Here is a 24659-nt window from a genome sequence, read left to right as displayed (position 1 = left end):
CAGCGGTCAGCGGCTAAGACGTATCACCTGATTGGGGTTTGCGGTCTGCCAATCACTTGCCTTGCCATCGGGCCAGATCACCCTGATCTGCAAGCTTTCCGCATCGCCCAAGCCAAAATGGTGAAATCCAGCAACGCCACTGGCATGGCCGCCGCCAACTGTGACTTCCCGCGTCTGCACTTTGCCGTCCATTTTGACTTCGATAAAGCTGCCAATAGCCAAGCGGTTGGGTTGCGATTGACTCAGATCTACCATCAACCAGTTGCCGTCATGCGGCGTGTTCTGAAAAACCTCCAGCGGAGAGCCGCGATTGACCACAACCATGTCCAGCCAGCCATCCCCGTTCAGATCGGCCAAGGCTCCGCCACGGGATTTTTGCATAGAAGCGACGCCTGCGTCTGATGCTGTTTCGACAAACTGACCATTGTCGTTTTGCATCAGCAGGTTGTTTGGATCAGTTTGCGCAGCGTCGGGCATCTGCTCGACGTTACCTTTGGTGACAAAAATATCGTCCAGCCCGTCATTATTCACGTCACCAAACTGCGCATGCCAACCGGTTGAAGGGCGACCATCTTCACCTATATGCGGCCTGTGTGCTGTTGTTCCCCGATCATAGGTCGCATCCCGCCATGTCGGTCCCGCAGTTGACGGATCAAATGTTTGGAATTTCTGATCCCCCATCGAGGTCAGGTAAACGTCTGGAAACCCGTCTCCGGTCAAATCGCGCGAGGCGATACCCATGCCCCAGATCGAATAGGGCAGCCATCCGTCCGCCTGACCATACAGACGCGGGGTGTCTTCCATCGCCCACAATTGCTCTTGCCCGTCGCGCACATAGTAGTGTCGGTCGTTACTGACACGAAGGTCCGCGCGCCCTGACCGCGCCCAGTCTGAAAACAGAAGCGAGAGGGAACAATGCCCGGGTTCCAGATAGACGGGTGCGCCATGGGCTTCGCCGTCCGGCCGGTACAACACGGTTGGTCCACAAGTCTCAAACGGTCCGTCCGGATCGCTGCGGTCAACATAAGTACCAAACGCCAGCGTAGGTAGCGCTTGCCCGCTTTCCCAAGTGGCCGAGAAACCGGTGGTCCAATGATCTTCCGAATTGAAGTTCAGCGTCGGGAAAGGCGCGAATGTACAATCCGGCCCGCCGCGCAGCAACAGATCAGGACCGACTCGCAGAATTGCGAGATCAAGCTGCCCGTCGCCATCTACATCCAAAGGGTACGCGCCGGTCACACCCGTCAGGGATAGTGCGCTGGGCGTATCTGCTTGAAACCGAATATCTGCCTTGGACAGGTTAACAAATAGCTGCGCGGGATTGGAGCCTCCGGCGGCGTAAAGCTCGGGGCGGTTGTCGCCGTTGCAGTCGAAGACGGCGAGCCCGCCGCCGACGAAATGTTCCCAGCCACCGTCATACACGTGGGGCGGAACGTCAACGCCAAGAAACTGCGGGGAAAGTACATCCGCAGAAACGGTTGTTGCTGTGATCAGCAGGAAAGCCAGACTAGTTCGCATGTGCTGCCAATTCCCTGACTTTCAGGATCGAGACCTGTTCGATTCCATAAGCAGCCGCTCCCTTTGCCCACATTGAATCCCCCCAATGGTTCACTTTGATTTCGGGGAGGGGCGCGTCGACGCTGACGACACCGCTTTTGACGCGCGCCATGACCTCCTCTGAATGCAGGTACTCAAAACTTCCGCGTGTTCCGGAAAGAATAATACACTCGGGGTCGAACAGGTTGATCAGGTTCGAAAGACCCATTCCAAACATCTGCCCGGCACGTGCCAAAACCGAGATCGACCTTGCATCCCCGGCTTTTGCGGCTTCGAGAATATCGGTAAGTGTTTGCGGGTCTGTGGCTTGGCTTGCGATCGTCGCTTCACGGATCAGGGCGTATTCTCCGACATAAGCCTCAAGGCAGCCGCGTTGTCCACATTGGCACAGCGCGCCGTCCAGTTGAACTTTCAAATGCCCGAACTCCGCCCCGCAACCGCGTTCGCCGCGATAAAGCTTGCCATCAAACACAATGCCCAGACCTATCCCATGTTCAATGGTAACGACCAGAAAGGTCTTTAGCCCTTTGCCCAACCCAAAAAGCTGCTCGGCTTTGGCCACCAGATTGGCATCGTTTTCGATAAAGGCGGGGCAGGGCAGGGCCTTGGACAAGAGCGGGCTCAGGTCCACATTTCGCTCGGTTAAAGACGATGACCAATGAACAAAGTTCTTTTCAGCGTCGATCAGCCCTGCGATGCCGATGCACACTCCGGACAGATCCGTCAGCGAACGATGCGCCGCGTCGCAGGCATGGGACAGGGCCGTGTAGATCATCTGTGTGAAGCCCTCGGGTGCCATGCGTGCCTCATCCAACGGATGGATATAGGACGCGATTTCCGTACCCTCGAAATCCACCAAAATGACCGAGATCTGATGCCGGGCGACTTTCACGCCAGCGATCACGTGGCATCCACCTTGCAGCTTGAGAAGCACACGCGGTCTACCGCGACGCGTGGATTTTGACGACGACTCCCCTTCAATTTCCTGGATAAGACCAGCGGACAGCAGGTCTGCCGTGGCCGAGGTGACCGTAGCGGGGCTGGTCTCAAGCGCGGTGGCAATGTCGATTCGCGAGATGGCTTCCGTTGCGCGAATCTGTTCCAGCACCCGCAACCGGGTGATGTTTCTTTGGTCTGTGGCGTTTGAAGAAGCTTTGCTTTTCAGCATCTTGCCCTCGCGAATCTAATCCCTGTTTCAACCTAGGTGGTTTTTTCTGTTACCGATAGCATAAATATTTTACCGACTGAAATAAATATGCTACTCAGAATTATCGGGGCCACGAATCATGAAACGATGGCTCAATGAAACCGGGAGGAAATCATGAAAAGAATTCTCAGCGCTTCCGCTTTGGCGGTGTTGATGGGTACGGCCGCTTTTGCCGAACCTGTTGTGGGCGTCAGCTGGTCGAATTTCCAGGAAGAGCGTTGGAAGACCGACGAAGCCGCGATCAAAGCCGCGCTTGAGGCGGGTGGAGCCGAATACATTTCGTCGGATGCGCAATCATCCTCGGCCAAGCAGTTGTCGGATATCGAGAGCCTGATTGCACAGGGCGTTGATGCACTGATCATTCTGGCGCAAGACTCTCAGGCCATTGGTCCGGCGGTTCAGGCCGCTGCTGACGAAGGCATTCCAGTCATTGCCTATGACCGCCTGATCGAAGATGACCGTGCGTTTTATCTTACCTTCGACAACGTCGAAGTTGGTCGGATGCAAGCGCGCGCGGTATTCGACGCGATGCCCAAGGGTAATTACGTGATGATCAAGGGTTCGCCCACCGACCCCAACGCGGATTTCCTGCGTGGTGGTCAGCAAGAGATCATTCAGGGCGCCGTTGACAGTGGTGACATCGTGATTGTGGGTGAGGCTTATACTGACGGCTGGCTGCCTGCGAACGCGCAACGCAACATGGAACAGATCCTGACTGCCAACGAAAACAACGTTGATGCCGTGGTCGCCTCGAATGACGGTACTGCTGGTGGCGTTGTTGCTGCACTGACCGCACAAGGCATGGACGGTATTCCGGTCTCGGGCCAGGATGGTGACCACGCGGCGCTGAACCGTGTTGCCAAGGGCACGCAGACCGTCTCGGTCTGGAAAGACGCACGTGAGCTGGGCAAAGCTGCCGGTGAAATCGCGGTTGCGTTGAGCAGCGGAACAAGCCCTGCAGATGTCGAAGGCGCGATCAGCTGGACTTCGCCCGGCGGCACCGAGATGAACTCTGTCTTCCTGGCTCCTGTGCCGATCACCAAGGACAACCTGACAGTTGTGGTCGACGCGGGCTGGATCCCGCTGGAAGACCTGTGCCAGGGCGTCGAAAACGGCCCTGCGCCTTGTAACTAAACCAAGTTCCAAACCATAATGTCTCTGGCCCGCAAGGGTGGGCCAGAGATCATAGCTGAACATGAAAGATCGGATATGACCGAAACTTCGTCTCAGCCGGTACCCCAAAAAGCAAAGGCCAACCTGTTCCAGCAGCTGGAACTGGATATGCGGCTATTGGGCATGATCGGCGCCTTCATCATCCTGTGCATCGGCTTCAACATCGTTACGGATGGCCGTTTTCTGACACCCAGAAACCTGTTCAACCTGTCGATCCAGACCGTTTCGGTCGCGATCATGGCCTGTGGTATGGTGTTTATCATCGTCATGCGCCACATTGACCTTTCGGTCGGCGCACTTTTGGCGACCACATCTGCTGTCATGGCGATGACCCAGACCGAGCTGTTGCCCAACGTATTGGGAATGGGTTTGAACCACCCGGCGACCTGGGCGATCACTTTGGTTGTGGGCCTTGTAGTGGGCACATTAATCGGCGCGTTCCACGGTTGGATGGTGGGCTACCTGACCATTCCAGCCTTTATTGTGACGCTTGGCGGTTTTCTGGTCTGGCGCAACGTGGCCTGGTACATGACCGATGGCCAGACAATCGGGCCGCTGGACAGCACTTTCCTGATGTTCGGGGGGACAAACGGCACGTTGGGAACAACCGTCAGCCTTCTGTTCGGCCTTGCCGCCACTGCTATTGCGATCTGGGCGTTGTGGAGCGGCCGCCGGTCCAAAGCCGCCCATGGGTTTCCTGTGAAACCTGTTTGGGCCGAAACGACACTGGCTGGGATCATTGGCATCGCCATCATGGGCTATGTCCTGATTGTCAACAGCTATGCGATCCCGACCCGCCGTCTGGAACGGATGTTCGAAGCGCGGGGTGAGACCATGCCCGAGGGGCTGATTGTTGGCTACGGCATTCCGATCTCGGTCCTGATCCTGATCCTTGTGGCCGTGACATTGACGGTTGTGGCCCGCAAAACCCGCTTTGGCCGCTATATCTTTGCCACTGGCGGCAACCCGGACGCGGCAGAGTTGTCGGGTATCAACACCCGGATGATGACCGTCAAAATCTTTGCTCTGATGGGGTTCCTGTGCGCGCTCTCAGCCGTTGTGGCCTCGGCTCGTCTGGCCAACCATTCGAACGACATCGGCACGCTGGATGAACTGCGCGTGATTGCTGCGGCCGTGATCGGTGGAACCGCTCTGTCGGGTGGTATCGGCACGATCTATGGTGCAATCCTTGGCGCGCTGATCATGCAGGCGCTGCAATCTGGTATGGCCATGGTCGGAGTTGATGCGCCGTTTCAGAACATCGTCGTCGGCTCTGTTCTTGTCTTGGCCGTGTATATCGACATCGTCTATCGCAAACGTCTGGGGGCGAAATGATGCAAGCTCAAGAAACACAGAACCAAGCATCGGGCCGTGGCTCCGGCCAGCCTCCGCTTGTGGAAATGCGCGATATCTCGATTTCTTTCGGGGGCATCAAGGCGGTAGACCACGTCTCAGTTGATCTGTACCCGGGCGAAGTTGTGGGCCTTCTGGGTCACAACGGGGCCGGTAAGTCCACTCTGATCAAGGTGCTTTCGGGTGCCTATCAGATGGACCATGGTGAAATCCTGATTGATGGCAAGAAGGTTGAGATCAACAACCCGCGTGACGCGCGGGCCAACAATATCGAGACGATCTATCAGACGCTGGCGCTGGCAGACAATCTGGATGCAAGCTCGAACCTGTTTTTGGGGCGCGAGATGGTCACGCCCTTTGGTCTGGTCAACGATGCCGCGATGGAGGCTGAATGCCGCAAGATCATGGCGCAGCTGAACCCGAACTTTCAGAAGTTCAACGACCCGGTTTCGGCCCTGTCGGGTGGTCAGCGGCAATCGGTGGCCATTGCACGCGCGGTGTATTTCAACGCACGCATCCTGATCATGGACGAGCCTACGGCAGCGTTGGGTCCTCATGAAACGCAAATGGTGGCGGACCTGATCCAACAGCTAAAGGCGCAAGGCATCGGGATTTTCCTGATCGACCACGATGTGCACGCGGTGATGGAGCTGTGCGACCGGGCCTCGGTCATGAAGAACGGGCAACTGGTTGGTACCGTGGACATCCCTGATGTCACTGATGACGACCTGTTGTCGATGATCATTCTGGGCAAGAAGCCCGGCGAAAAGACGGAATGAGGTAAACGAGATGACGAGCGGTTTCTTTCAAGGGATCGAGCAGGTCCAATTCGAGGGCGAGGGCAGTAAGAACCCGCTCGCATTCCGTCACTACAACCCGGACGAGATCGTCATGGGCAAACGCATGGAGGATCACCTTCGTTTTGCCGTGGCGTGGTGGCATTCGTTCGCGTGGGAGGGCGGGGATCCGTTTGGCGGCCCCACTTTCGAACGCCCCTGGCACCCGCAAGACGATATGGGGCGGGCCAAGATGAAGGCCGATGTGGCCTTTGAGATGTTTCAGATTCTGGGGCAGCCTTATTTCTGCTGGCATGATGCGGACATTCGCCCAGAGCAGGGGAATTTTGCGGACAATTTGCGGACGCTGAACGAGATCACCGACTATATCGGTGAAAAGATGCAGGTGTCGGGCACCAAGCTTCTGTGGGGCACGGCCAATATGTTCAGCCACCGCCGTTGGATGGGCGGTGCCAGCACCAACCCTGATCCCGATGTCTATGCTTTTGCCGCAGCCACGGTGAAATCCTGTCTGGACGCCACCCACAAGCTGGGCGGCGAGAACTATGTGCTTTGGGGCGGGCGTGAAGGCTATGAGACGCTGCTCAACACTGACATGAAGACCGAGCTGGACCATATGGGCCGGTTCCTGAACATGGTGGTCGAGTACAAGCACAAGATCGGGTTCAAGGGCGCGATCCTTGTTGAGCCCAAGCCGCAGGAACCGTCAAAGCACCAGTATGATTTTGACGCTGCCACCTGCATCGGGTTTCTGCGCAAGTATGGTCTGGAGGATGAGGTCAAACTGAACCTTGAACAGGGGCACGCGATCCTTGCGGGGCATAGCTTTGAGCACGAAATCGCCGTGGCCGCAGCTGAAGGTATGCTGGGCTCAATCGATATGAACCGGAACGACTATCAATCGGGTTGGGACACGGATCAGTTCCCTAACAACACGCCCGAAGTCGCGCTGGCCTATTACCACATCCTGAAATCAGGCGGGTTTACCTCGGGCGGCACCAATTTCGACGCCAAGCTGCGCAGACAATCCATCGACGCCGAAGATCTGATTGCCGCGCATGTGGGCGGGATGGATATCTGTGCCCGAGGTCTGAAAGCAGCGGCTGCAATGCTTGAAGATGGCGGTTTAGAGCAGGCGCTGACGGACCGCTATGCAGGCTGGAAGACGCCCGAGGCGCAAGCGATGCTAGCTTCGGGCCTGGACGAGATTTCCGCGCGGGTTCTGGACGAGGGGATCAATCCGCAGCCGAGATCAGGGCGTCAAGAAATACTGGAAAACTACGTCAACAGATTTGTCTGAGAGCCAGTGTCCGGGAGAGGGCGGTTGGCTCCGCCCTTTGCGGATCAGTCGTCCTGAACGACCTGCTGATGGACTTCGATCACATTGCTTTCGGGGTCGTGAAAGAACACCTGATGCCATTCTTTCGCAAACGTTGTGCCATAGTCTGAATAGGGGATGCCGCGCTCATCCAGCAGCTTCAGGAAGGCGGGTAGATCATCGGTGCGAAAGGCGATGTGGCCACGCTCGACGGGGTTAATCACCCGCCCGTTCTTGAAGGCTACGTCAAAGCTGCGCTCGGCCAGATGCATTTGCATGTTGCCCTCGGTCGCAAAGCGGATATTGCCGTCATAGCCGCTGTCTTTGTCGGCTTCGGTACGTGGAAAATTGTCTTGCGGAATATCATCCAGACCCAGCACGTTAGTATAAAAATCATGCATACGATCAACATCATCAGCCACGAAGTTGATGTGGTGGAATTCCAGTTTCATGCTCTGCCTCGCCTCGGACAATAGGTGCTTGGGCAGTTCTAACACGTCCTCATGGGGCTGTGGATGGCAAAACGGGATGGCGGGTTGCGTCGGGTGTTTATCCGCGACCACAAAGATCGGAACGAAACCGTTGACGCGTGGCGGTGATCTGTGATGCTGGCGAGATAACACACCGACCACCACAGGTTAGAATGTCCAACCAATCTCAAACCGAAGCCGTATTCCTGAGCGGCAGTCTGATGCGGCATGTCACCCGCATGTCGTTGACGACAAGCATCGGGCTGATGGCAATTTTTGCCGTCGACTTTGTAGACATGGTCTTCATTTCGATGCTGGGCAACGACGCGCTGGCGGCGGCGGTGGGTTACGCTGGAACGCTGTTGTTTTTTACCAATGCGATCAATATCGGCCTTTCGATTTCTGCCGGGGCGCTGGTTGCGCGGGAACTGGGTGCGGGGCGGGCCGAACAGGCAAGGCATTATGCGTCCAGTGTAGCGGTGCTGGGTTTGATCGTCGGGTTGGTCGTACCCGTTCTGGTTTTGTTGAACCTTGGTCACCTGCTGTCATTGCTTGGCGCAGAAGGTGAGGTTCTGAAGCTGGCCACACGCTATGTCTCGATCATCCTGCCAACAATGTGCGTCATGTCGATTGCTATGGCGGCCATGGCCGTATTACGCGCCCATGGCGATGCGCGGCGGTCGATGATGGCCACGATCTATGGCGGCGTGGTGAATGCGGTTCTGGATCCGATCCTGATCTTTGCCGTGGGGCTGGGGCTGGATGGGGCGGCAATAGCCTCGGTTCTGGCGCGGCTGTGCATGTTGGCGGCGGCGCTATGGCCTGCGCTGCGGGTTCATCAAGGGTTTGCGCGCCCGTCTTTGAAACAGGTGGCTCAGGACTTGCGTCCGGTTCGCGCCATCGCAATTCCTGCCGTTCTGACAAACGTGGCCACGCCCATCGGGAATGCGATCGTAGTGCGAGAGATCGCCCAATACGGAACCGATGCGGTGGCGGGTATGGCCGTCATTGGTCGACTATTGCCAGTGGCCTTTTCGGTCATCTTTGCCCTGTCAGGCGCAATAGGGCCAATCATCGGGCAAAATTTCGGGGCCGAGAAGATTGACCGGGTACGCGCCGCTTTTCTGGCCGGGATCAAATTCACCGCACTTTATGTTCTTGGCATGGCCGCGATCTTGTTTCTGCTTCGCGCACCCATTGCAGACTTGTTCGCGGCCCAAGGGGAAACACGAGTTCTGATTTATCTGTTCTGCGGGCCTTTGGCGCTGGCCTCGTTTTTCAACGGCGTGATTTTCGTCTCGAATGCCAGTTTCAACAACCTTGGGCACCCGGTTTATTCCACATGGATCAATTGGGGGCGTCACACGATTGGAACGTGGGTTTTCGCAACCATCGGATCAAATCTCGCGGGGGCATCTGGTGTTCTGTTGGGACAAGCATTTGGCGGCGTCATTTTCGCCATAATCAGCTGGGTTATGGTCGAGCGTGTGGTGGCGCGCTTGGGCCGGTCACATGCGCCCGAACCTTTTGTGGATCAGGGTCGTATTCATTCCCTGTTCGGGCGTCGCGGCTGGTGAGGCAGCGGCATCAGTTGCCCTGATTGCGCGCCTGAAGACGTTCCAGATTGACCACCGTCGACAGCATAAGGCGATCATGACTCCAGTCCTGAGTTTGCTGGATCGAAGCCGCACCCAGCGCCAAAAGGATGGCGAAGGTCAGTGACATACCAAGGAACAGCGCCGGTAGGGGGGCTTCTGCGGGCTGTGCATCCGTCAATGCTATGACACGTTGGCGAAGCACGCGTTTGGCTTTTCCACCGGTCACAAAGGCAACGTTTAAGACGCGCGGATTTCTTGTCGAAAGCGTGCGCGCGCAATAGTCCAGCAGACACGTGGTGTATTCACGCGCATCAATCCTTTTGCGTGCAACGACGGATTGGTCACATGCCAGTTCACGTAAGCGGCCGAACTGGTACTTGAGCATCAGATATGCGGGGTTCCAGAACAGCAGAGGGCGCAGAAGTTCAAAGCCGAGTTCCCATTCCACATCGCCCGCACGAATGTGCTGAAACTCGTGGGCCAGCGCAAAGCGTAGTTCGCGCGGTGTGTCCAGAAGATGGCTTGGCAGAACGACGTGACGGCGGCGCAGGCCGCGCACCGCGAACGGTACGGTGATGCGATCCGACAGGCGGATATCCACCTTTGTCGATTTCCGCCAAAGGAAACTGGACTTGACCGTTTGCCGGATCATCACAGCGTCCCGAAAAGCTCGAACGGCATATACAACTGCGACGACAGCGAATAGGGCGGCGAGTGAGATGAAAACGGGCTGCTGTCCTGACAAAGCAAGATCAACCCATCTTTCACGTGTATTCAGCAGGGCCTCAAATTGCACGGCAGGCATGGCGATATCACCACGCAGATAAGCGGCAACCGCTATGTCACCAAGGGCGACGGCGCCCCCCGGCCATGCGTGAGCGGCCAAAGACGATACGCCCAATGCAAGAAAGGGGCTGATCAGAATACAAACGCACAGAACCTTGAGTGCGCGTAGCTGTGCGACATAGCCATGGCGCAGGGTCGTGCGGGTCAGGGCGACGCGTGCCATCAACCAGATGGCCGCCGACAATGCCAGCACAATGTTGAGTTCGATATATGCGTCGAGAACCGGTCTAACCGCTGTCATTTTGCAGTCTCCTCTCTACCAGCGCTCGAATATCCTCCAGGTCGGCTTCGCTCAGCCCCGCATCATCGACAAGTCGCGCCACCAGCGTGGCAGGCGTGTCATCGAACAAAGTGCGGGACAGGTTTTGCAGCGAACGGGCCTGATATCTGTCCTTTTCCAAAAGCGGCGTATAGATCAGGGTTTTTCCTGACTTACGGCTTTCCACAAAACCCTTTTCATCCAGAATACGCAGGATCGTGGCACCGGACGTGTAGGCCAGATTGCGGTCTGAGGGCAGGCGGTCCAGGACATCGCGCACCGAGCCTTCCCCGAGGGCCCAGAGTTCGTTCATGAACTCCAGTTCGACCTCGGTCAGCAGATTTGTCGTCTTTTTCTTTCGCATCGATCTCGGTGCCGTCATGTTTAGTATGCCTGACAGACAAGCATCCTTTCGCTGTTTCGCAAAGCTTAAACTTTCCAGAAGACGAAGATACCCCAGCCGATGGACAGGAAAAGTGGCGTCCAGACCGGTTGCCCGACAAATCCCAGCCAAGCGAGGAAGATATAGGCCGAGCCAAGCAAAGTGATGAACAACCGGTCGCCCAATGTGGTTGTCAGCCCCAGCACACCACGGCGTTCGATTCCGTCGCGGTACTTGAACCCTTCGAGCAAGCCGATCAGGGCGATGGCCGAAAAGATACCGACGAACAGGGCCAGAGTTGCTGGCGTCCATGCCATCCAGAAATCGGGCCAAAGGGGATCGGTCCAGGAAAAGCCCTTTTCTTCTTGCTGTCCGACATTGCCCCAACCCGCTTGCTGAGCGACAGCCACGGTGGGCAGGAAGGGGAGAGTGAATAGTAATTTACGCATATCGAACCTCACACTCGGCCCATCGCGAAACCGCGCGCGATGTAGTTGCGGACAAACCAGATGACTATCGCACCGGGTATGATGGTCAGCGTCCCGGCTGCAGCCAGCAGACCCAGCTCATACCCCGCGCTTGAGGCGGTGCGGGTCATTACGGCTGCGATGGGTTTGGCTTCGACTGCGGTCAGGGTTTTGGCCAGCAGCATTTCCACCCAGGAGAACATGAAGCAGAAGAAGGCTGCGACGCCGACGCCCGCTTTGATGTTGGGCAGGAAGATCGTCACGAAAAAGCGCGGGAAGGAATAGCCGTCGACATAGGCTGTTTCATCCAGTTCTTTCGGGATGCCGCGCATGAAGCCCTCCAGAATCCACACCGCCAGCGGCACGTTGAACAATGTGTGCGCCAGCGCCACTGCCAGATGCGTGTCGAACAACCCGATCGAAGAATAAAGCTGGAAGAACGGCAACGCGAACACCGCAGCTGGTGCCATCCGGTTTGTCAGCAGCCAGAAGAACAGCTGCTTGTCCCCCAGGAACCGATAGCGCGAGAACGCATAGGCCGCAGGTAGTGCCACACAGACCGACAGCACCGTGTTAATCGTCACATAGATGATCGAGTTGATATAGCCCCAATACCAAGTCGGATCGGTGAAGATGGTGATGTAGTTCTCCAGTGTAAAGGTCTGGGGAAACAGGGAAAAGCCCGACAAGATCTCGTTCGTTGTCTTAAAGGACATCGCCACCAGCCAATAGATCGGCAGCATCAGGAACGCGATATAGAGGATCGGGATAAGGGACCGCTTTTTCATTCCGCGTCATCCTTTGTCATCAGTGTGTAGAAGACCCAAGAGACCAGCAGCGTGATGGCGAAATAGATCAGGCTCATCGCGGCCGCCGGGCCAAGGTCGAACTGTCCCAGCGCAATCTTGACTAGGTCGATCGACAGCAAGGTGGTTGAGTTGCCGGGGCCGCCGCCTGTTAGAACGAAGGGCTCGGTGTAGATGTTGAAACTGTCCATAAAGCGCAGCAGAACGGCGATGGTCAGGACGGTCTTCATCTTGGGCAATTGAATATAGCGGAACACCGACCATGGGCTGGCGCCGTCGATCTTGGCCGCCTGATAATAGGCATCCGGGATCGATACGAGGCCCGCGTAGCACAGCAGCACAACCAGTGATGTCCAGTGCCAGACATCCATGACAATCACAGTGATCCAGGCCGAGATCGGCTGTTGCGTCATGTCATAGTTGATGCCCAAAACATCATTCAAGAAGTATCCCAGCAGGCCGATCTTGGGCAGGGTAAAGATGTTCCACATCGAGCCGACCACGTTCCATGGGATCAACATGGGCAGCGCCATCAGGACCAGACAGACCGGCACCCAGAAGCCTTTGCGTGGCATTGACAGGGCCACGATGATGCCCAGAGGGACCTCAATGATCAGGATCAGGAAGGTGAACAGGAATTGCCGACCGAGGGCGGCCTGGAACCGGTCCGAGCGCAGAATTTGTTCAAACCAGCCCAGGCCTTCCCAGAAGAACTGGTTGTTGCCGAAGGTTTCCTGCACCGAGTAGTTGACCACTGTCATCATCGGCACCAGCGCATTGAACGCGACCAGCGCCAGCACGGGCAGGACAAAGAACCAGGCTTTTTGGTTTTCCGTTCTCATTGCGCCCGCTCCTGAGTTGCGATCCAGCCGTCACGGTAGACGCGGGATTGTTCTGGTTTGAATTGCAGGAAGACATGCGAGCCTGGGTTGGGCGCGTTGTGTTCCGCCACCGCCTTTACCGGCGTGTCTCCGACCATGGCGCTGACCACATAGTGACGACCGATATCCGCAACTTTGGTCACATGCGCGGGGACGCCTGTTTCGCCAAAGCTTATGTATTCCGGGCGAATACCCAGATCGGTGCGGCCACCTTCGCCTAGGGTTGGACCTTCCAGCATGACCTCATGTCCTTCGAAGACCGCGCGGTCACCCTTGGCCTCGCAGGGCAGAACATTCATGCCCGGTGAGCCGATGAAGTGGCCGACAAAGGTGTGCTGAGGGCGTTCGAACAGTTCGACCGGGGTGCCAATCTGCACGACCTCGCCCTCTTGCATGACGACCACTTCGTCCGCGAAGGTCAGCGCTTCGGTCTGGTCGTGGGTCACGTAAATCATGGTGGCTTTGACACGCTGGTGCAGCTCTTTCAGCTTGGACCGCAGTTTCCATTTTAGGTGCGGGTCAATCACTGTCAGCGGTTCGTCGAACATGACCGCATTCACGTCGTCGCGGACCAGACCGCGCCCCATCGAGATCTTCTGCTTGTTGTCCGGGCTGAGGCCGCTGGCGCGGGTATTCAGCATGTCCGTGACATCCAGCATCTCGGCAATCTCATCGACGCGACGCTTGATCGTCGCTGCATCGACGCCCCGGTTTTTGAGCGGGAAGGCCAGGTTTTCGCCCACGGTCATCGTGTCGTAGATCACCGGGAACTGGAACACCTGTGCGATGTTGCGCTGATCGGGGGGCAGCGCCGTCACGTCCCGGTCATCAAATAGGATCCGACCTTCCGAGGGGGTAAGAAGGCCGGATATGATGTTCAGCAGCGTTGACTTGCCGCAGCCCGACGGCCCGAGCAGAGCGTATGCCCCGCCATCGCGCCAGGTCACATCAATTTCTTTCAGCGCATAGTCCTCGGGGCCTTTCGGCGCGGGCATGTAGCTGTGTCGTAGGTTTGAAAGCTTGATCTGTGCCATGTCAGGCCACCCTTTTGCCGTCTTGGCTGAAATACCGGCAATGTGCCGGGTTCATGTAGAAACTGTGATCCTCGCCGACTTGATACGGGTGCACGCCAGCAGCCAGAGACACCCAGTCATCCGATCCGTGCCGGAAATGCGCGCTGGAGTCAGAGCCGGACAGCTCTGTCACGATCACACGGCCTGTCAGTTCCACATCTGCTTCAGATGTCCGATATGGAGTCACCCTGTGCGGGCGCACGGCGACCATGTAATCCCCATCAGCCATATCTGAGACGACCCATCCGCCGCCTCCGGCCAACTGCGCCTGAGCACCGGCTACGGTAATCCGTGCGACGTTGATCGGCGGATCCGAGAAGACGCGCGCAGCGGCGATGTTTTCAGGGTTGCGGTAAATGTCTGCAGTTGGACCGAATTGAGTCACGCGGCCATCTTCCATCAAGGCAGTGTATCCGCCCAGCAAAAGGGCCTCTTCGGGTTCCGAGGTGGCGTAAACCACGACTGCGCCGCGTCCTGCGAACAGGTCTGGCAGTTGTTCGCGCAGTTCTTCGCGCAGTTTGTAGTCAAGGTTGGCCAGCGGCTCATCCAGGAACACGGCGCGGCTTTCTTTCGCGATGGCCCGAGCCAGCGCGGTGCGTTGTTGTTGCCCACCCGAAAGCTCATGCGGGCGACGGTGTAGCATGGGGCGCAGTTGCAGCAGGTCAGCGGCCTCTTCCACACGGCCTTCGATCTCGGATTTCGCCATGCCAGCCACGCGAAGGGGCGAGGCGATGTTGTCGAAAACAGTCATATGCGGGTAGTTCACGAAGAATTGGTGCACCAGGCTGATCTGCCGCTTTTGCGTGTTCAGTCGTGTCACGTCTTGCCCATCCATAAAGACCTTGCCCGAGGCGATCGGGTCCAGCCCGGCCATCATCTTGATCAGAGAGGTCTTACCCGATCCCGTCGCACCGAGCAGCACGTTGAAATGGCCGGTCTGCAGCGTCAGGTTCGTGGGTTTGATATGAATGACATTGCCAACCCGTTTGGTGGCGTCTTGAAGTTCGATCATGTCCGTGAGTTCCGGTCCTTCAGTGCATTGCACTGGCATTGGGGTGGGGATGCCTGACGCGGCACCCCCGGTTGCTTTTGGCTTACTGAGACTGCCAGCGCTGAACCAGTTCGTCATAGTTGACGGTCTGGCCCTGCGGCTTTTCGTTCTCAAGCTTGGCCTTGGGTGAACCTGCTTTTTCCAACCAGAAGGACGGATCCTGCGGCTCGTTCAGGCGCGGACCACAGCCGCCATAGACACCGGCGCTTTCATCCGCGGCCTGCATACGGGCCATGGTGATGTCCATTTCCTCGGCCAGACGGTCCATCGCCTCTTGCGGGGTGAACGCACCCGAGTTCACGTCACCGATCTGCTGCCACCAGATCTGGGCCAGCTTCGGATAGTCCGGAACGTTGATGCCGGTCGGCGACCACGCCACACGGTCAGGCGAGCGGTAGAACTCGACCAGACCACCCAGCTTGGGTGCGCGCTCGGTGAACGACTCGTGATTGACCGAGCTGTCGCGGATGAAGGTCAGACCCACATGGGACTTCTTCACGTCAACAGTCTTGGACGTCACGAACTGAGCATAGAGCCACGCGGCCTGAGCTCGATCCTCAGGGGTCGATTTCAGGAAGGTCCACGAACCCACGTCTTGGTAACCAACCTTCTGGCCTTCTTCCCAATAGGGGCCGTGCGGGCTGGGTGCCATCCGCCACAGCGGCGTGCCTTCGTCATCCACGGTGTTGTTGCCTTCGGACTTCGGCTTCACCATGTCGGCCGTAAAGGCGGTGTACCAGAATATCTGCTGAGCCACGTTGCCTTGGCTGAGTGCCGGTAGCGACTGATAGAAGTCATAAGACGCCGCACCCGGAGGCGCATAGGCCCGCAGCCACTCATCCCATTTGCGGATCGCGTAGACCGCAGCCGGACCGTTCGCCGCTCCACCGCGTGACACGGACGCACCAACAGGGTTACAGGTTCCCGCTTCCATGCGGATGCCCCATTCGTCGACGGGAACACCGTTCGGTTCGCCTACGTCGCCGGCACCGGCCATCGACAGCCAGGCGTCGGTCATACGCCAGCCAAGGTCAGGCGCACGTTTGCCATAGTCCATGTGGCCATAGATCGTCACGCCGTCGACTTCTTTCACGTCATTGGTGAAGAATTCAGCAATGTCCTCATAGGCCGACCAGTTGACCGGAACACCCAGGTCATAGCCATACTTTTCCTTGAACGCAGCCTTGTTGGCCTCATCATCGAACCAGTCCTTACGGAACCAGTACAGGTTCGCAAACTGCTGGTCGGGCAGCTGATACAGCTTGCCGTCAGGGCCGGTCGTGAACTGAATGCCCATGAAGTCATCCAGATCCAAAGTCGGCGATGTTGTCGCCGCCCAGTCACCACCCATCATGTCGGTCAGCGGATAGGCGAGTTGCAGGCGTGAGTGGGTACCGATCAGGTCACTGTCGTTGACATAGCCGTCATACAGGTTCCGGCCCGTTTGCATCTGGGTCTGAACAGCCTGAACCACTTCACCTTCACCGAGGATTTGGTGGTTTACCTTGATGCCGGTGATTTCCTCGAACGCCTTGGTCAGAACCTCGGACTCATAGGAATGGGTCGGGATGCCCTCGGACAGGACGTTGATTTCCATGCCAGCATAAGGTTGTGCAGCTTCGATGAACCACTGCATCTCGGCCATCTGTTCGTCTTTCGACAGGGTTGATGGCTGGAATTCGTCGTCGATCCAACGTTGTGCTGCGGCTTCGTCGGCCCAAGCAGAACCGTGCCCCGCAATGACGGCAGCCGCCGCCACTGCGGAAAGTAGATGTCTCCGCATCTGTCTCCTCCCAAAGATTATGGTTTCCGGCGGTAACCGGATGCCAGACAGCATCAGCGATTTGTCGCGCATGTGTCAAACTAAATTTTTAGTAATTGACGCTCGGGCATCCGAGGGCGGGTGAAATCGAACTCATTTGCCAAATTGTGAATTCGTTGTAAGCTAGGGTTGTTATTATAGAAAATGCCGGTGAACGACGCGGCGCGGTTTGCAAAAAACAACTTGAACCAGCGAGGATGTGTAATGTCCCGAAGCCTGTTGAAGTACACGCGAGTTCTGGAAATTGTGGGGGACACGATCAAGGTTCGGGTGCCGGTTGAGGGCGATGGAAACCCTGTGGTTCGGTTCAACGACCTTGCAGTGATCGAGACCGTAGACGGCCGTAAAACATTGGCACAGGCGATCTTCATCGACCGGGATGTTGTGACGCTTCAGGTGTTTTCCGGGACCAAAGGAATCTCGACCGAGGCGACGGCGACCTTTCTGGGCCATCCGATGCAAACGCCGTATTCGGCCAACATTCTGGGGCGGGTTTTTGATGGCGCAGGTGTGCCGATTGACGGTGGACCAGACTTGTCTTCTGAACCCCGAATCGACATTGGCGGACCTACCGTGAACCCGGCGGAACGGGCTGTGCCAAACAAGATGATCCGCACTGATGTACCGATGATCGATGTGTTCAACACGCTGGTCGAAAGCCAGAAAATCCCGATCTTTTCGGTCTCGGGCGAACCCTTCAACGCCTTCCTCAGCCGAATCGGTATCCAGGCGGATGCGGATATTGTCGTCTTCGGAGGTCTGGGTTTGATCTTTGATGATTACCACACCTTCCGCACGTCGTTCGAGGATGCGGGCGTGTTCTCGCGCACTGTGATGTTCGTCAATCAGGCGATGGATCCTCTGGTCGAGCGGTTGTTGGTCCCTGACATGGCCTTGGCGGTGGCCGAGAAATTCGCGGTAGAGGAGGGCAAGCGCGTGCTTGTTCTGCTGACCGACATGACAGCTTATGCCGATGCAATGAAAGAAGTGGGGATAAGTCAGGAACGCGTGCCCTCGCAGCGTGGTTATATGGGTGATCTCTATTCGCAGCTGGCACGCAGGTACGAGAAAGCCTGCGATTATGCCAAGGGTGGATCTGTCACGGTGCTAACCGTGACCACCATGCCCGGCAACGACGTGACCCATCCAGTGCCGGACAACACCGGCTACATTACCGAAGGCCAGTTCTATCTCCACTCTGGGGTGATTGATCCGTTCGGCAGCCTGTCGCGCCTAAAGCAGAATGTAATCGGCAAGACCACGCGCGAAGATCACGGGCAGATCATGAATACGATGATCCGATTCTATTCCGAAAGTCGCGATGCCGCGCAAAAACAGGCGATGGCGTTTGATTTGTCTGACTACGACCATCAGTTGCTGAAGTTTGGCGCCCTGTTCCGGTCGCGGTTCATGGACATTAACGTCTCGATCCCACTTGAAGACGCGTTGGATCTTGGCTGGAAAACGCTGGCCGAGTGCTTTGCGCCGGAACAGTTGCTGATGAAGCAGGCCTTGATCGACAAGTATTTCCCGAAGGATGCCAATGGCGCGGTTGCAGCTGAATAAATCGTCGCTGGCCCGCCAGCAGACGCAGCTGAAAAGCTATGAGCGGTTCCTGCCGTCGCTGGACCTGAAGCGCCAGCAGTTGATGGCCGAACGGGTGAAAGCGCGCGAGGACGTCAAACGCCTTGAGCATGAGGTTAAGGCCCTAGCGCAGCAGGTGGGCGAAAAGCTTCCTATGTTGGCCCAGCAGGGTATCGATCTGGACGGGTTGGTTGAGCTTAAGGATTACAAGGTCAAAGAGGTCAACGTGGTTGGCGTCAAGATGCCTGACCTTGACCGGATCGAAGTTGTTGTGCGTCCTTATTCGGTACTGGCCAAACCTCATTGGGTTGATGCCGCCGCACAGTTGTTGCACGACATGATCGAAGCGCGCCTGCGGGTTAAAATCGCCGAAGAACGCGTGCGTATTTTCGACAAGGCCGTGGCCACGATTACGCAGCGGGTCAACCTGTTCGAAAAGGTTCTGATCCCCCGCGCCAAGGCCAATATCAAGAAGATTCGCATCTATCTGAGTGACGAACAGATGCAGGCGGTCGTGCGGTCAAAAATCTCCAAACGCAAACACGCGCGAGAGGTTTTGACATGAGTGTCGCGCGATTGAAGAAGATGTCTCTGGTCGGGCCTGCAGAGCACAAGGCAGATACGCTTGAGGCGCTGCAAGACCTTGGCTGTATGCATGTTCTGCCACTTGTTCCGCCACCAAATGAACCAGAAAAGATCAGCGAGCGTGGTGCAAGAGAAGCGTATAAGGCGTTGCGTTTCCTTGCAGAAGTTCCCGAGCCACGGCGCCAGATTCAGCGAGACCCCGATTTTGACATGGACCGCTTTGTGCATGAGGTGACTGACCTCATGCAGCGTACACGGGGTACGATGGACCGGCGGGACTTTCTGGCGCATCGTATCGCCCAAGTGCGTCCGTGGGGTGATCTGGACTTCCCGCCAACGGATGTGTTGGCAGGCAATCGGCTGTGGTTCTATCAGTTGCCACTCAAACACCGTGAAGCTCTGTCAGAGGTCAAATTGCCCTGGGCGATTTTGGAAGAAGATCACCGGTTTCTTTACGCGGTTCTAATCTCACCCGACGAACCCGACGATGACATTCTTCCGATCCCGCGCACACATGTGGGCTCGTTGCCCATTCACGAGCTTGAGGCGCAACTGGAGGAAGCCGAAATCGCGCTTGAGGCGCTCGAGGCTGAGCGCGTGGCGCAAACCCGCTATCTGACCTTGATGCGCCAAAACCTGTCCGTAGCTGAAAGCGCCGCCGAACTGGCCCATGCTACGCAAAAGGTGCGCGACGATGAGGCGATGTTTGCTGTGCAGGGGTGGGTCCCCGAAGATCGGGTGGATGCTGTATTGGAATTGGCGAAAGCAAAAGATGCGGCAGTTCTGATCGAAGAACCGGGGCCGGAAGATAACCCGCCCACATTGTTGGAACAGCCTGAAAAACGTGGTTCTGCTGTGGACTTGGCGCTGTTTTATCAAGTGCCTGGCTATAAGGATTGGGACCCCAGCGTGATCGTCGCAGCCTCGTTCGCGTTCTTCTTCGCAATGATCGTGGCAGATGCGGGATACGGCGCCGTAATCCTGCTGGGCCTTTTGCTGTTCTGGAAGCGAATGGGCGGGACTGCGGGTCAACGGTCTTGGCGGCTTTACGGGCTGATCATTTCGGGGGCGACGATCCTGTATGGTATTTTGGTTGGCAGCTATTTTGGCGTGGCTCCGCCCGAGGGGTCGGTCATTGCCAAGCTCAAGGTACTGGATTTGAACAATTTCGGGGCCATGATGATGGTGTCGATTGTGGTTGGCGTCTTGCATCTGGTTCTTGCCAACGCACTTGCGGCCCGCGCGGCATGGGGGCAACGCAAGGCGATTGCCAATCTGGGTTGGATTGCTGCCTTGATCGGCGGGTTTGTATTGTGGCTCAGTTATATGAGCGGCAAATCACCTGTGCCGGGGTCGGCGATCCTGATCCTTGGCGTTGTGGCCATTGTCTTGTTTTCCAGCGAGCGGATCATCCAAAAGCCGACAGACTGGATCTGGCGTCTGATTGAGGGCGTGCAAAGCCTTGCCGGAGCAATGGGCGCTTTTGGCGACGTGCTCAGCTATATGCGCCTGTTCGCGCTGGGACTTGCTTCGGCATCGCTGGCCATCACGTTCAACGATCTGGCCGTTTCCGTCATGCAGGCGCTGAAGGGGCCGGGCATTCTGTTTGGGTTGCTGATCCTGATCATTGGTCACGTTTTGAATTTCGCCCTCGCTATGATGAGCGGCGTCGTTCACGGCTTACGTCTGAATTACATCGAATTCTTTAAATGGGGTCTGCCGGATGAAGGCATCGTCTTTCGTCCGTTTGCCCGCAAGGAGGTTCAGGAATGAATGAGCTTGTTCTTACACTGGGTTGGTTGGGCATCTACGCGCCTATGGCGTTGGGGGCTGCGGCAAGCGCCATTGGCTGTTCGATTGCGGGGATGGCCAGTATCGGAGCCATGACAGAAACCGAAGGCGGCTATGGTCGTTTCGTCGGCGTTTCGGCCTTTCCGTCCACGATGGTGATCTATGGGATTGTCATCATGTTCACCCTGAACCGCGCTGTGACGCCGGAAAACGCAGGGGGGCTGTTCGGCATTGGCATCCTGTCCGGCATTGCACTGATGTATTGCGGTATCTGGCAAGGTCGGGCCTGTGCAGCGGCAATCAACGCCACCAAGGAAAAGCCCGAAATTTTTGGCCTCGCGCTCGCACCGGCTGCGATCATCGAAGGCTTTGGTGTTTTTGCCTTTGTATTCGCCTTGGTCATTAGCGCGGGGATCAGCTGATGGCACAGACCGGAGCAATTTCACATGGCGTTGATGCCCTGATCGACAAGCTGCGCAACGATGGGGTTGCCGCAGGTCAGGCCGAAGCCGAAAAGCTGCGCGAAGACGCCAAGGCCGAGGCCGCGCGCATTCTGTCAGATGCCAAACGCGAAGCCGATGAGTTCAAAAAGAAAGCCCGCACAGAATCCGACAATTACCGTGCAGCGGGTGAGGAGGCGTTGAACACCGCGATGCGGGATGCCGTGTTGACCATGAAGGCCGGTTTGACAGATCGCTTCAAAGAAGACGTTGAACGCCTTGTGACCAAAGAGATGTCCGATCCTGAGCTTCTTAGGCAAATGATCCTTGAGGTTGTGGGTCGGGCCAGTGAGGGGGTCAATCTTCACGGTAAGGTTCAGGTCATTTTGCCTGCCAAAGTCGCCACGCAGGAAGACATCAAGCAAAACGCGGATGACATTCAGTCTGGTAAGTTGACGAAGTATGTTCTTGGACTGACGGCGAAGATGCTGCGCGAGAATGTTGAACTACACACAACCGATGACAATCAGGAAGGTATCCGCGTGCGGGCGGAAGATCAGGGCGTGGTTCTGGACCTGACCGACAAGGCGGTGGCTTCGTTGTTGATGGAACATCTGCAACCCCGGTTTCGTGCCGTGTTGGAAGGGGTCATCCGCTGAGATGTCAAAACAGGACGCCTATATTGCGTTGATGTGCAGTCTTCCGGGGTCGGAGCGCTTGTTTGTTGCCAAACAGCCTCCGCTTTCGCGTATCAGGCTCGAGCGTCGGTTGACGGCTCTGACAGCGGATGATGCCAAGGTTTTGAATGTTCTTGAGCACACGCTGAGTTGGAGCGCCTATGACATGGATGTCACAGACGTTCAGGCGATCCAGCGCTGTAAACAGGCGTTGAAGGACATACCACAGCCCACCTTGCGCAAACTCTTCATGGAACGCATGGAACTCCGCTCGGTTGTTGCAGCACTGCGCCTGAGAAAACGCGGAGAACCCGCGCCTACAGGTTCATTCGGTGTCGGGCGATGGAGCCGCCACATTCCAACCCATTGGACCGATCCTACATTTGGGTTGGATACGCCCATGCCGTGGCTGAAAGAGGCGCACCAATTGCTCGAAGACGAAGATCCGCTTGGGCTGGAACGTCTGCTTTTATCGATCAGCCAAAAGCAACTCAAACGACACGCAGCCCGCCACATGTTCGATTTTGAGGCGGTCGCAATCTACGTCCTAATCTGGAATATTTTTGACCGCTGGGCGCAAAGCAGCGCCACCGAAGCGGCCAAGCGATTTGAGAAACTGGCGCAGCAGGCCATGGCCGATGTCGCCGATATTGATTTTGAGGGAGCAAGCGCATGACAGCCCCAACCTCAGCTAAGCAAACCTCGACCGCACGGGTCGTCTCGGTTCAGGAAGGGCTTGTGCAAATACAAGCCAACCCTGACGCGACCGGTCAGCCCGGCCAATTGGTCAAAAACGAAGTGGTGTTCATCCTGCCATCGCGCCCCGGTCCCGGTGGGCGTCAGGAACGTCTGAAAGCCGAGGTGTTGCGTGTACGTGGAGATACCGCAGACGTACAGGTCTATGAAAGTACCGACGGTGTGGCCGTTGGCGATCCGGTTGAGCAATCGGGTCAGTTGCTGTCGGTTGAGCTGGGGCCGGGACTATTGGGGCAGGTGTTTGACGGGTTGCAATCGCCTCTGCCCAAATTGGCCGCCGAATTTGGCACCTTCCTGCCGCGTGGTGCAGATGTGGCACCCTTGGATGAGCTGGCGAAATGGTCCTTCACGCCTTCGGTCAAAGTTGGCGACACAGTAACCGCCGGGGATAGTATCGGGACAGCGCCCGAAGGCCACTTCAGCCACAAGATCATGCTGCCGTTCAATTGGTCCGGCACGTACAAGGTGGTCTGGGTACAAAAGGGCGCGGCCACGATCCATGACATTGTGGCCCGTCTGGAAGACGAGAACGGTGGTGAGCATACTCTGACCCTGTCGCAGAAATGGCCGGTTCGACGGCCATTGCCGGAAAACATCCTGAAACGCACCTTGTCCGAGCGCCTGTATCCGACCGAGCCTGTCCTGACTTCGCAACGTCTGATCGACACCTTCTTCCCGATTGCCCGCGGCGGAACCGCCTGTATTCCCGGACCGTTCGGGGCGGGCAAGACCGTGCTACAAAACCTGATCGCGCGGAACGCAAAGGTCGATATCGTGATCGTAGTGGCCTGCGGTGAACGGGCAGGGGAGGTGGTGGAAACCATCGAAGAGTTCCCGAAGATGACCGATCCAACCACGGGCGGCAGCCTGATGGACAGAACGATCATCATCTGTAACACCTCATCCATGCCGGTTGCAGCGCGCGAGGCATCTATCTTCACCGGCATTACCTTGGGCGAATACTACCGCCAGATGGGCTATGACGTATTGCTGATCGCCGACAGTACCAGCCGCTGGGCGCAAGCCATGCGGGAAACATCAGGCAAGCTTGAGGAAATTCCCGGCGAGGAGGGGTTCCCCGCCTACCTGGAAAGCTCAATCAAAGGGTTGTACGAACGCGCAGGGGCCCTGAAAACCAATGACGGTGATCTGGGCAGCCTGACGCTGATCGGAACGGTTTCACCTGCGGGCGGCAACTTTGACGAGCCGGTGACCCAATCCACCCTGTCGACGGTCAAGTGCTTCCTCGGCCTGTCGTCCGAGCGTGCCTACAAACGCTTTTATCCGGCGGTTGACCCGATGCTCAGTTGGTCTCGGTACACCGACCAGTTGTCGGATTGGTACGACAGGAACGCCGAACCGGGCTGGACGGATAAAGTGCGCGACCTGATCGCCCTGATCGAAAAGGGCGAACAAGTTGACCAGATGATGCAGGTCACGGGGGAAGAGGGTGTCACGATCGAAGACTTTGTCACCCAGCAAAAAGCGCTGTTTGTTGACATGGTCTATCTGCAGCAGGACGCCTTCGACAAGGTTGATGCGACCGTACCGCTGGAGCGGCAGAAAATGACGTTCAAGCTTGTCTATGATGTCACACAGTCTACGGCGGCCTTCTCGGACAAAGCCGAAGTACGGCAGGTGTTCACGCAGCTTACCGGGCTGATTAAGAACTTCCATTATGCAGCGGAAAACACACCGGAATACAAATCGATCTGGACTCAGATCGAAGACCTGTGTCGCGAAAAGTTCGGAAGTTAGCGAAGGAA

23 protein-coding genes are annotated in these 24659 nt (G+C 57.0%); 12 read left to right on the top strand and 11 right to left on the bottom strand.

The features are described from left to right. Positions 1–6: 6 nt before the first annotated feature. On the bottom strand, positions 7–1518 hold the full coding sequence (locus ACR3EH_RS03050; RefSeq protein WP_171646759.1) for a CRTAC1 family protein: 1512 nt from the start codon (positions 1516–1518) through the stop codon (positions 7–9). Further along, positions 1508–2725, bottom strand: a complete 1218-nt coding sequence (locus ACR3EH_RS03045) for an ROK family transcriptional regulator (RefSeq protein WP_171182569.1) — start codon at positions 2723–2725, stop codon at positions 1508–1510. Before ACR3EH_RS03045 ends, ACR3EH_RS03050 begins: the two co-directional genes overlap by 11 nt. Before the next feature lie 192 nt (positions 2726–2917). On the opposite strand from ACR3EH_RS03045, the gene xylF reads away from it, so the two are divergent. The 4 genes from xylF (at position 2918) to xylA (ending at position 7387) form a co-directional block, all read left to right on the top strand. Continuing rightward, positions 2918–3898 carry a D-xylose ABC transporter substrate-binding protein gene (gene xylF, locus ACR3EH_RS03040; protein WP_371732105.1) on the top strand — a complete coding sequence of 327 codons (981 nt, stop codon included), beginning with the start codon at positions 2918–2920 and terminating at the stop codon, positions 3896–3898. A 75-nt stretch (positions 3899–3973) separates the two neighbouring features. Next, entirely contained in the window at positions 3974–5272 is a 1299-nt protein-coding gene (locus ACR3EH_RS03035; protein WP_171182571.1) for a sugar ABC transporter permease, read from the top strand. Then, the gene (locus tag ACR3EH_RS03030; RefSeq protein WP_171174927.1) at positions 5272–6069 is read left to right on the top strand and encodes an ATP-binding cassette domain-containing protein; all 798 of its coding nucleotides are present in this window, start codon (positions 5272–5274) and stop codon (positions 6067–6069) included. The genes ACR3EH_RS03035 and ACR3EH_RS03030 overlap by 1 nt, the downstream gene beginning before the upstream one ends. Before the next feature lie 10 nt (positions 6070–6079). After that, a complete protein-coding gene (gene xylA, locus ACR3EH_RS03025; protein WP_171182573.1) occupies positions 6080–7387 on the top strand; it encodes a xylose isomerase in 1308 nt (435 codons plus the stop codon). A gap of 44 nt (positions 7388–7431) precedes the next feature. On the opposite strand, the gene ACR3EH_RS03020 is transcribed toward xylA, so the two are convergent. Beyond that, positions 7432–7857, bottom strand: a complete 426-nt coding sequence (locus ACR3EH_RS03020) for a VOC family protein (protein ID WP_171675462.1) — start codon at positions 7855–7857, stop codon at positions 7432–7434. A 191-nt stretch (positions 7858–8048) separates the two neighbouring features. Between ACR3EH_RS03020 and ACR3EH_RS03015 the strand changes: the two genes are divergently transcribed. Then, positions 8049–9452 carry an MATE family efflux transporter gene (locus tag ACR3EH_RS03015; RefSeq protein WP_253746366.1) on the top strand — a complete coding sequence of 468 codons (1404 nt, stop codon included), beginning with the start codon at positions 8049–8051 and terminating at the stop codon, positions 9450–9452. A gap of 10 nt (positions 9453–9462) precedes the next feature. On the opposite strand, the gene ACR3EH_RS03010 is transcribed toward ACR3EH_RS03015, so the two are convergent. The 8 genes from ACR3EH_RS03010 to ACR3EH_RS02975 all read right to left on the bottom strand — a co-directional run bounded on the left by ACR3EH_RS03010 (position 9463) and on the right by ACR3EH_RS02975 (position 17021). Next, the gene (locus ACR3EH_RS03010; RefSeq protein WP_171182577.1) at positions 9463–10560 is read right to left on the bottom strand and encodes a M56 family metallopeptidase; all 1098 of its coding nucleotides are present in this window, start codon (positions 10558–10560) and stop codon (positions 9463–9465) included. Next, positions 10547–10942 (bottom strand): BlaI/MecI/CopY family transcriptional regulator, encoded by a 396-nt coding sequence (locus ACR3EH_RS03005; protein ID WP_171089177.1) that lies wholly within the window; start codon positions 10940–10942, stop codon positions 10547–10549. Before ACR3EH_RS03005 ends, ACR3EH_RS03010 begins: the two co-directional genes overlap by 14 nt. 65 nt (positions 10943–11007) lie before the next feature. Continuing rightward, positions 11008–11409, bottom strand: coding sequence for a DUF2160 domain-containing protein (locus tag ACR3EH_RS03000; protein ID WP_171182579.1), 402 nt, complete (start codon positions 11407–11409; stop codon positions 11008–11010). Between the two features lie 8 nt (positions 11410–11417). After that, positions 11418–12215: a carbohydrate ABC transporter permease gene (locus ACR3EH_RS02995; protein ID WP_008759087.1), complete on the bottom strand. Its 798-nt coding sequence runs from the start codon at positions 12213–12215 to the stop codon at positions 11418–11420. Next, a complete protein-coding gene (locus ACR3EH_RS02990) occupies positions 12212–13075 on the bottom strand; it encodes a carbohydrate ABC transporter permease (RefSeq protein ID WP_171089183.1) in 864 nt (287 codons plus the stop codon). The genes ACR3EH_RS02995 and ACR3EH_RS02990 overlap by 4 nt, the downstream gene beginning before the upstream one ends. Beyond that, positions 13072–14148, bottom strand: a complete 1077-nt coding sequence (locus ACR3EH_RS02985) for an ABC transporter ATP-binding protein (RefSeq protein WP_171089185.1) — start codon at positions 14146–14148, stop codon at positions 13072–13074. The genes ACR3EH_RS02990 and ACR3EH_RS02985 overlap by 4 nt, the downstream gene beginning before the upstream one ends. Position 14149: 1 nt before the next feature. Next, positions 14150–15199 (bottom strand): ABC transporter ATP-binding protein, encoded by a 1050-nt coding sequence (locus tag ACR3EH_RS02980; RefSeq protein ID WP_171182581.1) that lies wholly within the window; start codon positions 15197–15199, stop codon positions 14150–14152. Positions 15200–15281: 82 nt separating this feature from the next. Then, positions 15282–17021, bottom strand: coding sequence for an ABC transporter substrate-binding protein (locus ACR3EH_RS02975; protein WP_171089189.1), 1740 nt, complete (start codon positions 17019–17021; stop codon positions 15282–15284). Positions 17022–17264: 243 nt separating this feature from the next. Here ACR3EH_RS02975 and ACR3EH_RS02970 point away from each other — a divergent pair, with 243 nt between their 5' ends. From ACR3EH_RS02970 to ACR3EH_RS02940, 7 genes are read left to right on the top strand one after another with little or no spacing between them, the layout of a single operon-like run. Beyond that, complete coding sequence (locus ACR3EH_RS02970; protein WP_171675464.1) at positions 17265–18626, top strand: V-type ATP synthase subunit B; 1362 nt, start codon at positions 17265–17267, stop codon at positions 18624–18626. Further along, complete coding sequence (locus ACR3EH_RS02965; RefSeq protein WP_171182583.1) at positions 18604–19209, top strand: V-type ATP synthase subunit D; 606 nt, start codon at positions 18604–18606, stop codon at positions 19207–19209. The genes ACR3EH_RS02970 and ACR3EH_RS02965 overlap by 23 nt, the downstream gene beginning before the upstream one ends. Next, positions 19206–21002 (top strand): V-type ATP synthase subunit I, encoded by a 1797-nt coding sequence (locus tag ACR3EH_RS02960; protein WP_171675466.1) that lies wholly within the window; start codon positions 19206–19208, stop codon positions 21000–21002. Before ACR3EH_RS02965 ends, ACR3EH_RS02960 begins: the two co-directional genes overlap by 4 nt. Next, positions 20999–21442 (top strand): ATP synthase subunit C, encoded by a 444-nt coding sequence (locus ACR3EH_RS02955; RefSeq protein WP_171089197.1) that lies wholly within the window; start codon positions 20999–21001, stop codon positions 21440–21442. Before ACR3EH_RS02960 ends, ACR3EH_RS02955 begins: the two co-directional genes overlap by 4 nt. Next, positions 21442–22119, top strand: coding sequence for a hypothetical protein (locus ACR3EH_RS02950; protein WP_171675468.1), 678 nt, complete (start codon positions 21442–21444; stop codon positions 22117–22119). Before ACR3EH_RS02955 ends, ACR3EH_RS02950 begins: the two co-directional genes overlap by 1 nt. A gap of 1 nt (position 22120) precedes the next feature. Next, positions 22121–22813 carry a hypothetical protein gene (locus ACR3EH_RS02945; RefSeq protein ID WP_171675470.1) on the top strand — a complete coding sequence of 231 codons (693 nt, stop codon included), beginning with the start codon at positions 22121–22123 and terminating at the stop codon, positions 22811–22813. Then, complete coding sequence (locus ACR3EH_RS02940; protein ID WP_171675472.1) at positions 22810–24651, top strand: V-type ATP synthase subunit A; 1842 nt, start codon at positions 22810–22812, stop codon at positions 24649–24651. Before ACR3EH_RS02945 ends, ACR3EH_RS02940 begins: the two co-directional genes overlap by 4 nt. The last annotated feature ends 8 nt before the right edge of the window (positions 24652–24659 follow it).

This window comes from Ruegeria sp. BG7 (assembly GCF_056535685.1).
The sequence above is the reverse complement of the archived record's forward strand: the minus strand, read 5'-3'. Positions and strand labels throughout refer to the sequence as shown.

Coding starts and splice junctions, on each gene's coding strand:
- ACR3EH_RS03050 (WP_171646759.1), bottom strand. CDS start 1,518: ATGCGAACTAGTCTGGCTTTCCTGCTGATCACAGCAACAACCGTTTCT.
- ACR3EH_RS03045 (WP_171182569.1), bottom strand. CDS start 2,725: ATGCTGAAAAGCAAAGCTTCTTCAAACGCCACAGACCAAAGAAACATC.
- xylF (WP_371732105.1), top strand. CDS start 2,918: ATGGGTACGGCCGCTTTTGCCGAACCTGTTGTGGGCGTCAGCTGGTCG.
- ACR3EH_RS03035 (WP_171182571.1), top strand. CDS start 3,974: ATGACCGAAACTTCGTCTCAGCCGGTACCCCAAAAAGCAAAGGCCAAC.
- ACR3EH_RS03030 (WP_171174927.1), top strand. CDS start 5,272: ATGCAAGCTCAAGAAACACAGAACCAAGCATCGGGCCGTGGCTCCGGC.
- xylA (WP_171182573.1), top strand. CDS start 6,080: ATGACGAGCGGTTTCTTTCAAGGGATCGAGCAGGTCCAATTCGAGGGC.
- ACR3EH_RS03020 (WP_171675462.1), bottom strand. CDS start 7,857: ATGAAACTGGAATTCCACCACATCAACTTCGTGGCTGATGATGTTGAT.
- ACR3EH_RS03015 (WP_253746366.1), top strand. CDS start 8,049: ATGTCCAACCAATCTCAAACCGAAGCCGTATTCCTGAGCGGCAGTCTG.
- ACR3EH_RS03010 (WP_171182577.1), bottom strand. CDS start 10,560: ATGACAGCGGTTAGACCGGTTCTCGACGCATATATCGAACTCAACATT.
- ACR3EH_RS03005 (WP_171089177.1), bottom strand. CDS start 10,942: ATGCGAAAGAAAAAGACGACAAATCTGCTGACCGAGGTCGAACTGGAG.
- ACR3EH_RS03000 (WP_171182579.1), bottom strand. CDS start 11,409: ATGCGTAAATTACTATTCACTCTCCCCTTCCTGCCCACCGTGGCTGTC.
- ACR3EH_RS02995 (WP_008759087.1), bottom strand. CDS start 12,215: ATGAAAAAGCGGTCCCTTATCCCGATCCTCTATATCGCGTTCCTGATG.
- ACR3EH_RS02990 (WP_171089183.1), bottom strand. CDS start 13,075: ATGAGAACGGAAAACCAAAAAGCCTGGTTCTTTGTCCTGCCCGTGCTG.
- ACR3EH_RS02985 (WP_171089185.1), bottom strand. CDS start 14,148: ATGGCACAGATCAAGCTTTCAAACCTACGACACAGCTACATGCCCGCG.
- ACR3EH_RS02980 (WP_171182581.1), bottom strand. CDS start 15,199: ATGATCGAACTTCAAGACGCCACCAAACGGGTTGGCAATGTCATTCAT.
- ACR3EH_RS02975 (WP_171089189.1), bottom strand. CDS start 17,021: ATGCGGAGACATCTACTTTCCGCAGTGGCGGCGGCTGCCGTCATTGCG.
- ACR3EH_RS02970 (WP_171675464.1), top strand. CDS start 17,265: ATGTCCCGAAGCCTGTTGAAGTACACGCGAGTTCTGGAAATTGTGGGG.
- ACR3EH_RS02965 (WP_171182583.1), top strand. CDS start 18,604: ATGGCGCGGTTGCAGCTGAATAAATCGTCGCTGGCCCGCCAGCAGACG.
- ACR3EH_RS02960 (WP_171675466.1), top strand. CDS start 19,206: ATGAGTGTCGCGCGATTGAAGAAGATGTCTCTGGTCGGGCCTGCAGAG.
- ACR3EH_RS02955 (WP_171089197.1), top strand. CDS start 20,999: ATGAATGAGCTTGTTCTTACACTGGGTTGGTTGGGCATCTACGCGCCT.
- ACR3EH_RS02950 (WP_171675468.1), top strand. CDS start 21,442: ATGGCACAGACCGGAGCAATTTCACATGGCGTTGATGCCCTGATCGAC.
- ACR3EH_RS02945 (WP_171675470.1), top strand. CDS start 22,121: ATGTCAAAACAGGACGCCTATATTGCGTTGATGTGCAGTCTTCCGGGG.
- ACR3EH_RS02940 (WP_171675472.1), top strand. CDS start 22,810: ATGACAGCCCCAACCTCAGCTAAGCAAACCTCGACCGCACGGGTCGTC.